The 12,527-nt window shown below is 64.1% G+C and carries 15 protein-coding genes; all 15 read left to right on the top strand.

The features are described from left to right. Positions 1-6: 6 nt before the first annotated feature. Genes KIT53_RS15720 through KIT53_RS15650 form a run of 15 tightly spaced genes read left to right on the top strand, consistent with a single transcriptional unit; the run spans position 7 to position 12,469 of the window. A complete protein-coding gene (locus tag KIT53_RS15720) occupies positions 7-432 on the top strand; it encodes a hypothetical protein (protein ID WP_263125894.1) in 426 nt (141 codons plus the stop codon). A 7-nt stretch (positions 433-439) separates the two neighbouring features. Beyond that, a complete protein-coding gene (locus tag KIT53_RS15715; RefSeq protein ID WP_263125893.1) occupies positions 440-652 on the top strand; it encodes a hypothetical protein in 213 nt (70 codons plus the stop codon). A gap of 2 nt (positions 653-654) precedes the next feature. Continuing rightward, entirely contained in the window at positions 655-1,407 is a 753-nt protein-coding gene (locus tag KIT53_RS15710; protein ID WP_263125891.1) for a hypothetical protein, read from the top strand. Further along, positions 1,407-1,808, top strand: coding sequence for a hypothetical protein (locus tag KIT53_RS15705; RefSeq protein ID WP_263125889.1), 402 nt, complete (start codon positions 1,407-1,409; stop codon positions 1,806-1,808). Before KIT53_RS15710 ends, KIT53_RS15705 begins: the two co-directional genes overlap by 1 nt. A gap of 29 nt (positions 1,809-1,837) precedes the next feature. Next, positions 1,838-1,993, top strand: coding sequence for a hypothetical protein (locus KIT53_RS15700; protein WP_009521710.1), 156 nt, complete (start codon positions 1,838-1,840; stop codon positions 1,991-1,993). Between the two features lie 3 nt (positions 1,994-1,996). Then, on the top strand, positions 1,997-2,638 hold the full coding sequence (locus KIT53_RS15695; RefSeq protein WP_263125888.1) for a DUF6441 family protein: 642 nt from the start codon (positions 1,997-1,999) through the stop codon (positions 2,636-2,638). Beyond that, complete coding sequence (locus KIT53_RS15690; RefSeq protein WP_297754350.1) at positions 2,638-5,343, top strand: phage tail protein; 2,706 nt, start codon at positions 2,638-2,640, stop codon at positions 5,341-5,343. The genes KIT53_RS15695 and KIT53_RS15690 overlap by 1 nt, the downstream gene beginning before the upstream one ends. A gap of 18 nt (positions 5,344-5,361) precedes the next feature. Continuing rightward, on the top strand, positions 5,362-6,420 hold the full coding sequence (locus KIT53_RS15685; RefSeq protein ID WP_297754346.1) for a hypothetical protein: 1,059 nt from the start codon (positions 5,362-5,364) through the stop codon (positions 6,418-6,420). Next, positions 6,417-7,988 (top strand): hypothetical protein, encoded by a 1,572-nt coding sequence (locus tag KIT53_RS15680; protein WP_297754344.1) that lies wholly within the window; start codon positions 6,417-6,419, stop codon positions 7,986-7,988. Before KIT53_RS15685 ends, KIT53_RS15680 begins: the two co-directional genes overlap by 4 nt. A gap of 2 nt (positions 7,989-7,990) precedes the next feature. Then, positions 7,991-8,779 carry a DUF2163 domain-containing protein gene (locus tag KIT53_RS15675; RefSeq protein WP_297754341.1) on the top strand — a complete coding sequence of 263 codons (789 nt, stop codon included), beginning with the start codon at positions 7,991-7,993 and terminating at the stop codon, positions 8,777-8,779. An 18-nt stretch (positions 8,780-8,797) separates the two neighbouring features. Continuing rightward, positions 8,798-9,025: a hypothetical protein gene (locus tag KIT53_RS15670; RefSeq protein WP_009521704.1), complete on the top strand. Its 228-nt coding sequence runs from the start codon at positions 8,798-8,800 to the stop codon at positions 9,023-9,025. Further along, entirely contained in the window at positions 9,022-9,237 is a 216-nt protein-coding gene (locus KIT53_RS15665; protein WP_024958038.1) for a hypothetical protein, read from the top strand. The genes KIT53_RS15670 and KIT53_RS15665 overlap by 4 nt, the downstream gene beginning before the upstream one ends. After that, positions 9,237-11,507: a phage tail protein gene (locus KIT53_RS15660; protein WP_297754335.1), complete on the top strand. Its 2,271-nt coding sequence runs from the start codon at positions 9,237-9,239 to the stop codon at positions 11,505-11,507. The genes KIT53_RS15665 and KIT53_RS15660 overlap by 1 nt, the downstream gene beginning before the upstream one ends. Before the next feature lie 11 nt (positions 11,508-11,518). Then, positions 11,519-12,115, top strand: a complete 597-nt coding sequence (locus KIT53_RS15655) for a glycosyltransferase family 2 protein (RefSeq protein ID WP_297754332.1) — start codon at positions 11,519-11,521, stop codon at positions 12,113-12,115. Between the two features lie 3 nt (positions 12,116-12,118). Continuing rightward, positions 12,119-12,469: a DUF2793 domain-containing protein gene (locus KIT53_RS15650; RefSeq protein WP_297754329.1), complete on the top strand. Its 351-nt coding sequence runs from the start codon at positions 12,119-12,121 to the stop codon at positions 12,467-12,469. The last annotated feature ends 58 nt before the right edge of the window (positions 12,470-12,527 follow it).

Below are 12,527 nucleotides of genomic sequence, written 5' to 3'. Positions count from 1 at the left end.
CTCCCCATGAACTCCGTCCGCGAGCGCGCCTTGCGGGAGATCGTCACGCGCCTGGCATCTGCGATTGGCCCGACACCGGTGCTGCGCATGCCTGCCGTGCCGGTCACCCGCGAGGCCAGTCCAGCGCTGCTGCTGTTCGTCGATGGCGACAGCATTACCGCCCACGCCAACCACCTGGTCGACCGGATGCTGATCGTCCGGCTTGCCGTGGTGGCACGCGGTGCGGATGCCTTCGATGTCGCCGACCAGGCGCTGGTCGCGGCCCACGCGGCAATGCTCGCCGACCCGAATCTGGGCGGTCTGGCCATCGCAGTGCGCGAGATCGACTGCGAATGGGAGTTCGACGACGCCGACTCCGGTGCCGTCGCGCTGCCCGCCCGCTACGAAATCCGCTACCGCACCCACGCCATTGATCTCACCCAAACAGGATGAACCCCTTATGCCAAATCTCTCCATCGAACTACTGAAACCCCATACCCACGCAGGCAAGCGCCTCGCCGTGGGTGATCGCCTTGATCTGAATGACGCCAGTGCCCGTTGGCTGATCGCACAAGGCACGGCCAAAGCGGCCATCCCCGCCACCGATTCCAAACCCACCCGCCGTGATGCCACGCCCGGTGTTTCCACAACTGCAGCCACCCAAGGAGACTGAACATGGCTTACTTTTCCGGACAAGGCCGCGTCTACATCGGCGCACGCGATGACCTCGGCAATCCAGCTGGACTGACCTTCGTCGGCAACGTGCCCGAGCTGAAGGTGTCGCTGTCGGTGGACACCATCGAGCACCAGGAAGCGCAGTCGGGTCAGCGCCTGACTGACCTCCAGCTCATCAAGACCAAGAAAGGCGAGTTCGCCTGCACGTTGGAAGAGCTGATCGCTACCAACTTGGCGCTCGCGCTCTACGGCACCACGACCACGATCACCCCCGGCGCGGTAACTGGCGAACTACTGCCCAACCCTGTCACCCCGGGCAGTCTGTATCCGTTGACCATGCAAAACGTGTCGGCGGTGCAGATCCAGGACTCAGATGCCACGCCAAAGACGCTCCCGGCCAGCCAGTACAGCGTCAATGCCAAGCACGGTTCACTGGTGGTGCTGGATGCCACGTCGGGCGGCCCCTACACCGAGCCGTTCACCGTCGATTACGCCTATGGCGCGGCGCAGAGCACGGCGATGTTCACCCAGCCCTTGCCCGAGCGCTGGATTCGCTTCGAGGGGCTCAACACCGCCGACGGCAACCGCGAGGTAGTGATCGACCTGTACCGCGTGGCCATCAATCCAGCCAAGGAACTCTCGATCATCACGGACGAACTGCTGAAGTTCGAGCTGTCGGGCCAGGTACTGGCGGATCTGACCAAGCCAGTCGGCGGTGATCTCGGTCAGTTCGGACGTCTGGTGCTGCTGTGATGGACGGCTTCAAGACCTTCCCCCCTGAGCCTGTGGTCGTGACGCTGTCCGGCACTGCGCTGGAACTGACGCCGATCCGGCTGGGTGAGTTGCCACGCCTGCTGGCCGTGGTGCGCCCGCTGGCCGAGGAAATCACCAGTGATCCGGACTGGATGGCGCTGCTGGGACGGCACGGCGATGCCGTGCTGGATTTGCTGGCGATCACCACCCGGCGTGAACGCGCGTGGATAAACGACCTGTCGCTGGAGGACGCCGTGCAACTGGCCGCCGCCGTGTTCGAGGTGAACGCGGATTTTTTCGTGGCGCACGTCGTTCCGGCAGTGCAAGGCGCAGCCCAGCGACTCGCACCGACGCTGAGCTCACTGACGAACTCGGGTGGGACGCTGCCGTCGCACGCCTGATCCGCGCCGGTCACCGCCTGGGCGACGTGATGGCCTACACGCTCACGCAGGCGCAAGCCTTCCTGGATGCCGACGGCCAGATCGAACGGCAGCAACTTGCCCAGTTGCTCGGCATCCATGCCGTGGCTGCCCAGGGCGAGAAGCGTGGCATCGAACAACTGCAACGCGATCTTCTGAAGGACTAACCCATGCGTCTCTCGCTCACCACCACCGGCTTGCTGGACCCGCGCCAGTTGGCGGCGTGGAGCACCGAGCGGCGTCGCGCCATCCACACCGCCGTCGCCAAGGGCATGCAGTCCGGTGGGCGTGAAGTGCGTGACGCGGCGCGATCCGAGATGCGCAGTGCCTTCACCGTCAAGCGCAACAGCTTCATCTCCTCGATGGGCGTGAAGGTGTTCGACAAGAAGCCCGAACTGCTGCCCGCCCTGCTGGTGGGCAGCAAGATTCCCTGGCTCGGTCTGCATGAAAAAGGCGGCACGGCGAGCGGCAATTTGCTGATACCGCTGCTGCCCGGGCGCATCGGCCCCAAGCGCTTCAAGGCGGTCATTGACGGCCTGATGCGCTCGGGCAATGCCTTCTTCATCGAGAAGAACGGTCGCGTGCTGCTGATGGCCGAGAACATCAAAGAGAACGCATCGCAACTCAACCGCTTCAAGCGCGCTGAGCGTGGTCGTACCGGGGCCAAGCAGATCAAGCGTGGCCAGGAGATTCCCATCGCCGTGCTGGTCAAGCGCGTCGATCTCAAACGACGACTAAATCTGGCGGGTGGCGTGCAACGCGCACTGCCTGCCTTGGCGCGGGCGATTCAACAAGAACTGGACAAAGTCTGATGGCAAGCAATCGTGCCCAAATCCTGATCAGTGCCGTCGACCAGACCAAGACCGCTTTCGACTCGATCAAGCGGGGCCTTGGTGGCCTGACCGACACCGCCAAGAGCGTCAACGGCGTGCTGGCCAACCTCGGGGTGGCCGTCTCCGTGGCCGGTCTGACCGCGATGGTGAAATCGGCCATCGACACTGGTGATGCGCTGGACGAGATGTCGCAACGTGTCGGTGTCAGCGTCGAGACCCTTTCGGTATGGAAACCGGCAGCCGAGCAGTCCGGTGTGTCCGGCGAATCGTTCGAGAAGGGGCTGCGCAAGCTGTCCACCACAATGCTGGAAGCCGCGACCGGGTCGGAAGATGCCGCGCGCGGATTCTCCGCCGTAGGTGTCGAGTTCAAGAACCAGGACGGCACCCTGCGCGCCACCGATCAGGTGCTACTCGATCTGGCCGAACGCTTCAAGGTCATGCCCGATGGCGCAGAAAAAACCGCCCTGGCCGTGCAACTGTTCGGCAAGTCGGGAGCCGAGCTGATCCCGTTCCTGAATCAGGGGCGCGACGGCATCAATGAGCTCGCCGCCGAGATGCAGGCGCTCGGCGTGCAGATGAGTAGTGAGACTGCGGCGCAGGCGGGCAACTTCAACGATGCGCTCGACAAACTGCATCTGGCCACCCAGAGCATCGGCAATCAGATCATCGCGTCCTTGCTGCCCGCCCTGAATGACATGGCCGGTGGCATGGTCGAGTCGGCCAAGCAAGGCGGGACGCTGCGCGCGATCCTGGATGGCGTGGTGCTGGTGCTCAAGACCCTGGCGCTCGGTGCCGCCACGGTCGGCAAGGCCTTCGTCGCCTTGGGCGAAGCCATTGGCGCGGGTGTCGCCGCCGCTGTGGAAGCGCTCAAGGGCAACACCGATGGGGCCAAGGCCATCATTGCCGACCTCAAAGGCAATCTGGTCAAACGGCTGGATGAACTGGCGTCCTTCCGTGACAGCCTGTTCGACCCAAAGCCCATCGAGGTCAAGGCACCCAAGATCCAGGCCGATCCGGAACTGCTTCAACGCCTGACCAAACCCAAAGCCGTCAAGCCTGCGCAGGACACGACCGGCGCGCAAACCACGCTGATGAAAGCGCAGCTGGACGCCGAGTTCGCGCTGCTCAAGGACGGTCTGAACCGGCTACAAACTGCGCTGGATGCTGCGCTCGAAGACCGTCTGGTATCGGTGCGCGATTACTACACGCAGAAAAATGCCCTCGAACAGCGCGAGGTCGAAGCCGAGATCGCGCGCAAGCAGCAGGAGCTGGCCCGCGGTCAGCAAGTCGCCACCACGGGCAAATCGGAAAACGACCGCCTGAAAGCCAAGGCTGAGGTCGCCAAGGCGGAAGCCGACCTCATCACGCTCAACAATCGGCGCACGGACATCGAGCAGGCCAACGCCCGCAAGGCGGCACAAGCCGAGCGTGAGCTGGCCGATGCGCTGGCGCAGGCGCGTGAGGAACTGGCGCAGATCACCGGCACGGCGACGGATACCGACCGCCAAGCCGCCATCGAGCGCAGCTACCGGGATCTGCGGGCACGGCTGGCAGCAGAAAGCGATGCCGACGGTGTGTCGCTCGTTGATCGGCTGATCAATGTGAAGGCTGCACAGGCCAATCTGGCTGCGCTTGAAGCTCAGTGGCGGCAAGTCACTGAGCGTCTGCGTAATGCGCAGGAGGCCATTCAGACCCAGCAGCAGGCTGGGCTGCTAACCGAAGCACAGGCGCGTCAGCAGATCGTGGCCTTGCAACAGCAATCAGCCACCGAGATGGAGCGCCTGTTGCCGACCATGCAGCAAGCTGCGCAGGCCATCGGGCCGGATGCGGTGATTCGCGTGCAGGCGTGGCGCAACGAGCTGGATCGCACCCGGCTCACGGTCGATGAAATGGCCCCGCTGTGGAATCGCATCGGCGAGAGTTTTGGCGGTGCGCTCAACGGGATGATCACCGGCGCGCAGACCTGGCGCAGTGCCTTGGCGAGCATCTTCCAGCAGGTGTCCGACGCCTTCCTGCAGCAGATCGTGATCCAGCCGTTCCAGCAGTGGATCGCCATGCAGGCGCGGATGCTGGCGCTCAAGCTCGGTTTCATCCAGCAAGAGCAGACCGTCGATGCGGCGGCCAGCGCCGCCAAGGTCGCCCAAAAGACCACCGAAACCACCGCCGTGGTGTCGATGGATGCAGCCAAGGCGGGAGCCGGGGCGGCGGCGTCGCAGGCTTCCATTCCCTACGTTGGCCCGGCACTCGCGGTAGCCGCGATGGTAGCCATGGTCGCCGCTGTGATGGCGCTCTTGGGTGGCATCAAGAAGTTTGCGGGCGGTGGTCTGGTCTCCGGGCCGGGCAGCGCCACCTCGGATTCGATCCCGGCGCGTCTGTCCGCAGGCGAGTACGTGATGCGGGCGGCCGCCGTGCGCCAGCTCGGTGTGGCCTTCCTCGATTCGCTCAACGGTTTGTCGGCAGGCCCACGTTTCAAGGGTGGCGACTTGGCCTTCGCAGCGGGCGGACTGGTACCAGAGGTGAAAGTGCCGCCCGCGCAGCCGCAGATGAATCAGGCGGTGCGCATCGTCAACGCGGTCGATCCGGGTGTGACCCACGACCACCTGCAGTCGCCTGCCGGAGAGAAAGTCATCGTCAACATCATCGGGCGCAATGCACGGGCCATCCGTGCGGCGCTGCAAGGCTGAATTTCAGGGGAAAGTCCAATGGCACTTCTGTTCATCGACGGTTTCGACCACTACGACCCGCAAGCCGTGGACAGCTTTGGCGATCCGTGGCTTGCGCGTGGCAAGGCGGCGTATCTGTCGCCGCAGGCCACCTGTATCAATGGCCGTCGCCCGTCCTCCTATGCCCTGCGTTTGCCGGAAGGTTCGGGGGGTGGCTACGTCAAGAACCTCGACGCCACCAAGACCAGCCTGATCGTCGGGGCGGCCATTCGCGTGGTGCCGTACCAAAACACCTACACCGAGCCACTGCTGCTGGGCGTGCGCGATGCCAACTCGCAGGTCGCGCATCTCGTGAAAATCGGCGAGGACGGTCGGCTCAAGCTCTACCGCTGGCAATACGGCTATGACCAGTTGATCTCTGTCTCAGTTGCCAGCGCTCCGGCGCGCGGCTGGCACTACATCGAGTTGCAGGTCACGCAGGGCACCAGCAACGGCATTCTGTCAGTACGCATCAACGGCATCCTGGCCATCCAGATGACTGCGCAGAACACCATTCAAGGTGGTGGCCAACTGCTCACGGCATTCGTGGGCGCGGTGCCCGGCCAGAGCTGCCCGCTCACCATCGACGTCGACGACTTCTACATTGCTGACACCAGCGGCACGATCAACAACACCTTCCTCGGTGATGTGCGCGTCGATGCCTTGCAGGCACAGGCCGATGGCAGCCTGAACCAGTGGACGGCCAGCCCGGTCGGTACCGCCGCATGGGAAGCCGTGAGCGACGAGGACGAAGCTACGGCGATCAATGCACCGAACGTGGGGCTGCGCCAGTCCTTCGATGTCGAGCCGTTGCCGGTGATGGCCACGCCCGCCATCTATGGCGTCCAGCTCACGATGCTGGCCCGCAAGACCGACGCCGGTCTGGGCAAGGTCAAAGGCCTCGTGGTCAGTGGTGCGCAAAGCGCCGTCAGCACCGACATCATTCTGCAGGAGCAACTGGCCTGGCAGAGCACGCTGTTCGAACGCAACCCGAACGGCAACGTGCAGTGGACGGAGGCCGCCTTCAATGCCGCTGAGTTCGGCGTGGAGTCGGCATGACGGATCGCGTCATCGTTCAAGACATCGCTGAGGTTTCCTGCAAGCCGACGCCGGGAAGCGAACTGACCGCCTTCCAGGGTGAAGTGCTCTCGCGCGCCACTTTTGGGGCGAGCGCAGCCAGCTTCACGCCGGAAACGGCTGTCGCTCCGCTGCCTCCCAATCTGGCGGCCAGCCTGCTGGCGGAATCCTTGGCGGGCCCTTGGCCACCCATCGATGCACCGATATTTCTGGTCGAAGTGCTGCGCCGGGATACGGCATCAAGCGCCATCGTCGCCACCGGTATGGATGCCTTTGGCGACCAGCCGTGGCCCGACGCACAACGCGGTGTGTTTGCCTTCCGCCACGATTGGGCAGAACCCCTCGTGGAACGGCTGGAGTGGCAGACCAGCGTCACGCGGCTGGCCAGTGGTAATGAATCACGGCAGGCACGCCGACGCGTTCCCCGGCGCTGGCTCACCTACAAGGTGGGCAACGCTCGCCAGATCGATGCCCTGGTGGCCGACTGGCTGGCCGATCATCTCGGTCAAATGGCGCTGTGGCCGCTGCCGCAGTACGCGGTGCACCTGACCGAGTCCTGCGAACGTGGCGCACTGGCACTCAATGTGACCGAAGCTGACGGGCGACAGTTCGGGACACTCTCGGCCAATGTGCAACTGACCTATGACGGTGTGCAGGGCTGGCAGGAAACTGAGAACAATGGCCGCTGGATTTTGATCATCGCCGCCGATGGCTGGCAGATCGCCCAACTCAGCGATGTGGAAAGCGCTCTGCTGTGGCTGATGGAACCGTTGGCACGCGCCGCAGCCGTGGGTAGCACCATCATGCCCTTGGTGTGGGGCAAGGCCATCGATCCGGCGGATCTCACGCAGTGGGTACCCGGCATGGTCGGCGGCAACATTCCCACACAGATCCAGCCTGCGCCACTGCCCGACCAGGATGTTCTCGATGGCCCATGGCTCGACGAGATCCCGGTCTGGCCAGATGGGAACTGGCGTGACGATCCAACGGCCGCCGCGCAAGCCACGATCACCCGCCAAGACTTCTCGCCTGCAGATCCGTGGGTGCGCCGGGACGATCCGTGGGCGACGACAACTTTGCAGCGGCGCTATCTGGCCAGCTCACTCGATGAAATCGAGATCTGGCGGGCGCGGTTGTGGCGCACCCAAGGCCGTCTGGAAGCCTTCTGGCTGCCCGATGGCTTGGCTCCGATCCTGTGGGTGAACGTCGAAGCCGATCCCGAAGATGGCTTCCTGCGCGCGGATGGCAAAGACATCTCGGCGTTCTGGCATCGCCCCGCCGGCTGCGTGATCGTGCATCCAGACGGCTATAGGCAGTACGCCCTGACGGCGACCAGCCATCTGGATCAAGGCGGTGTGCTGGTGCTGCGCTCGGGCCTTGACGACTGGGTGCCTGCAGGCAGCCGCGTCATTCGCCTCGTGCGCTGCCGCCTCGACCACGACGCCATCGATCTGTACTGGCACAGCCCGACGCTGCTGGAGATCACCTTGACCGCGCGCCAGTTGCCCGAACCACGCGGCAACGACCGCGTCACTTACGAGCCTGCCTGAACATGAGCCAAAGTCCTCTATTGGAAATCGAGCTGTATGCCTTCGCCAGCAACAGCGCGCAGTTCTATCTGACGCCGCACGAATTCGATGTTGATCTGGATGGCAACCTCTACAAGAGCCTGGCCTTGGAACGCAACGAATTGGCGCTGGGTGCTGAAGCTGCGAAGGCTGGCTTGGATCTGAAACTGCCGCCGAACTGTGATTTGGTACGCCACCTGCTCGCCAACTCGCTGACCGGCGACACCACCTCGATCACCCTGCGCATCGGACGGCGCGACACTTGGGGCGACTACTGGTGGATCTCCGGCACGCGCTGGATGGGCCGGGTGCTGGGCGTCGAAGTTGCTGACGATGTGGCTCGCGTTCGCTGCGAGTCGGCGCAAGTCAGTCTCAAGCGCATCGGGTTGCGGCGGCTCTACAGCCGCAAGTGTTCCCACGTGCTGTATTCGGCTGCCTGTGGTGCCTCACCGATTTCTGCCAGCGCCTTGGTGAGCAACAGCAATGGCCGCAACGTCGATCTCGACGGTGGCACGCCCGGCAGCGTCAGTGGTGGCTTGGCCGGTGGCTGGCTGCAAACCTCGGAAGGTGCCCGCCACATGATCGTCAATGACTACGGTGGCGGCGTCGAGTTGCTCTATCCGGTCGCCATAGACGTCGGCACAGAGGTACTTCTGACGGTCGGCTGCGATCACAGCACGGCCACGTGCGAGTCGCGCTTCGGCAACCTCGACAACTACGGCGGCTTTCCCGCCATCCCGAGCAAAAACCCGTTCTCGACGGGCGTGTTCTGAATCCCTGGAGAAATCGCCATGTGGTACCTCGTCGTCATCGTGGTGGCGGCGCTGGTTTCGGTCGCGCTCGCACCGAAACCGCCCGAACCCAAACCGGCATCCTTATCTGACGTCGATGCCCCCACCGCAGAAGAAGGCCGACCGATTCCCGTCGTGTTCGGCACCGTGCTGCTGCGTGGCTCCAACGTCGTCTGGTACGGCGATCTGGAAGCCGACCCCATCAAGAAGAAAGGTGGCAAGAAATGACCACTCAGACTGTCATCACCATCGATCACGTGCGCGCCGTGGGCCTGTGCGTGAACGGCACGCGTACGTGGTTTGCGCGTCACGATCTGGATTTCCGGGCCTTCCTGCGCGATGGCTGTGACGCCGACACCTTGCTGGCCACCGGCGATGCAATGGCCCAACGTGTGGTCGAGCACGCCCGCAATCAATCCAGCCAGCGGGAGCAAGGCTGATGGGTGGCAGCAGCAAATCGCAAACCGTTGGCTACCGCTACCGGATGGGGCTGCATCTGGCCTTGTGCCAGGGGCCCGTCGATGCCGTGCAGGAAATCCAGATGGGCGACCGTACCGCGTGGGGTGATGCCGACCGCGCGTCGCTGTCCACCGGCCACGGGCTGACCAGCCTGAGCATCAACAAGCCAACCCTGTTTGGCGGCGACGAGCGCGAAGGGGGCGTGGTCGGCACCATCGATGTGCTGTCTGGTCATGCCGGACAAGGACGCAACGACTACCTGATGAGCCGCCTCGGCAGTTCCATTCCGGCATTCCGGGGCGTGCTGTCATTGGTGGCACGCAAGATCCTGTTCGCGGCCAACAACCCCTACATCAAGCCGTGGGCGGTACGGGTGCGTCGCTTCAATTCCGGTTGGCATGATCACGCGTGGATGGGGGATTCCGAAGTCCGCACCTGGGATGAGGACGAAGGCCGGGAAATCAGCGTCGGCATGAACCCGGCGCACATCCTGGTGCAGTGCCTCACCGATCCGCACTGGGGCATGGGCTATCCGCAGAGCACCATCGGTTGGAGTTTCTGGAACGCAGCGTGGGCCCTGTCGAGCGAGGCCTTCGGCCTAAATCTGATCTGGACGCGCCAGCAGCCCATCGAGAGCTTCATCGGCCAGGTCATCGACCACATTGGCGGCATCCTCTACACCGACCCGGAGCAAGGCACGTTTGAGCTCAAGCTGCTGCGCGACGACTATTGGATCGACAGCCTACCGCAGTTGGGGCCTGACGAAATCGTGCGGCTGGAACGCTTCGAACGCGCCCAGTGGGGGGAGCTTCCCAACGAACTAACGGTTGTCTACACCGACTGGCAGAACGGCGGTGATGCTGCCGTTACGGTCGAGAACCTGGCCGCCATCCAGTTGCAAGGCGGCGTGATCAATCAACGCCGCGACTACCCGGGCGTCAACTACGGGCCACTGGCCGCGCGGCTGGCATTGCGTGACTTGCGCGCCTTGGGTTCGCCCCTGGCCCGGATGAGCCTGACGGTGGCACGCGACACCCTGGAGCGTGCGCCGCTGCCGGGTGATGTATTTCTGCTGAACTGGCCACGCTTGGGTGTGGATCAGATGGTGGTGCGCGTCACCGGCATCGACACCGGCACATTGGGCGCAGCCGAGTGGCGCATCGAAGCCATGGAAGATGTGTTCGGCATGAGCAACACCGTGCTGTCGCCCCCGCCACCGCACGTCGAGGAGCCGACCATCGAACCGTTGTCGCCCGCCTTGGTGCTGGCCGTCGAGGTGCCGTATTGGGAACTGGCCCGGCGCTTGTCGCGCGCAGATCTGGCCTACCTGACCGATACGGACACCTATCTCGGTGCGCTGGCCACCGCCGGTGGCAGCGGGCAGTTGAATTGGCAACTGGCTACCGGCGCTTCAGGCGGCGACCTCACTGCCGTGGTGGGCGAGGACTATGCGCCGCTACTGACGCTTGATGCAGCCTTGCCTGCCAGTGAGGCCGATGCCATCGGTGTACCAGTGACGGCGATCAGCCAGCCGGAGAGAATGGCCGAGGGCGACTACGCCTATCTGGTGGATGCCAGTGGGGCGATTGCAGAGGCCGTTGCCGTCCTGGCCTTCGATGCTGCCAACGCGACCATCGATCTCGCACGCGGCGTGCTCGACACCACACCCCAAGCACATGCCTCGGGGACTCGGTTGATCGGTGTCGGCGAATGGCTGGCATCCGAAGGTGCGGAGCGGGCCCCGGGCGAATCGGTGTTCGTGGGCGCGATTCCACGCACGTCGACCGATCAGGGCGATCCAGTGCTGGCCGCGAATGGGCAGCCGATGACGCTGGCCGGTCGGCAGGCTTTGCCGTATCCCCCCGGTCGCATCCGCATCAATGGCCAAACCGAGCCTGCCGTGGTGGCCGGTGACCTCACCGTGGCGTGGGCGCATCGCGACCGCACGCAGCAGACCGCCTACCTCGTTCAGCAAGACGAAGGCGATATCGGGCCGGAACTGGGCGTGACCTACACGCTGCGTATCCGCAATCGCAACGGCGTGTTGGTGCACACCGAAACGGGACTGCTCGGCACTGCCTTTATCTGGACGGCAGCAGTGGCCGCGCTGGATGCCGGTGCGCTGGTCGACCGGATCACCGTGGAGATCAGCGCCGAGCGCGATGGCCTGAGCAGCTGGCAGCCACAGGTGCGAGTCATGGATCGGACGGGCTACGGCCTGCGCTGGGGACAGTATTGGGGAGGTGTGTGATGGAAACGCCAATGGAACCACGCATCGATGTTCACCTGCTCACCCTGAACGAACTTACCGAATGGCGTGAAGCCTGTATTGCCAGCCTCGAAGGCGCACCGATCCAGTTGCACGTCTTGCCGGGCATCCCGGGCCGTATTGGCGAAGCGCGCGCCGCTGGCTATGCGCAAGGCACGCTGCCGCTGGTGTCCTTCGTCGATCCCGACGACCTGTACGAAGCCAACGCATTCACGCAGTTGGCCGATGCGCTGGATGCCTGCCCGCAGGCTGTGATGGCCTACACCGACGAGGCGCTGACGGACGAGGCTGGCCACGACATCGCCGTGCGACGTCTGGCCTACAGCCGCTGGCAACACGCCAACAGCGCCAGTCACGTTCACGGCCTGATCGTGATGCGCCGATCTGCCGTGGAAACCGTGCTCAAAGAAACCACCGACCTCAACAACTTTGCCGATTGGCTGCTGACCCTGCTGGTGGCCAAGCGTGGCGGTGTGCTGTACCTGCCTATCGTCGGGCGTCACTGGCGGCAGCACCCGCAGCAGAGCCACCGAACCGGCGATCCGGAAGCAGTCCGACGCATTCGCCAAGCAGCGAATCTCTGGAGATAGACCATGTCATCAATCGACCCGAACCTTGGAATTAACTACGGCTGGACACTCGGCGAAAGCGGCTGGGACACCGGCATGGATGCCAACCTCAAGCGCCTCGGCGCGGTGGTCGGCCTGTCCGTGAAAGACCGCGACCTGACCACACCACCGGCCAGCCCCGCCAACGGCGACCGCTACCTCATTCCTGCCGCCGCCACCGGCGTGTGGGCAGGCAAGACCAACCAGATCGCCGCTCGCATCGCCGATGCCTGGGAGTACCACACGCCCAAGATCGGCTGGCTTTGCTACATCGAGGACGAGGCCAAGCTCTCGGCCTTCAAGTCCACCGGCTGGAGCGCAGGCCTCGCCATCTGACTTTCCTTCCTTCGCACCCACCAGAAACCCGCCCCCGAGGCGGGTTTCGCATTTCTGG

This window comes from Hydrogenophaga sp. (assembly GCF_026125785.1).
GTDB lineage: Bacteria > Pseudomonadota > Gammaproteobacteria > Burkholderiales > Burkholderiaceae_C > Hydrogenophaga.
The sequence above is the reverse complement of the archived record's forward strand: the minus strand, read 5'-3'. Positions and strand labels throughout refer to the sequence as shown.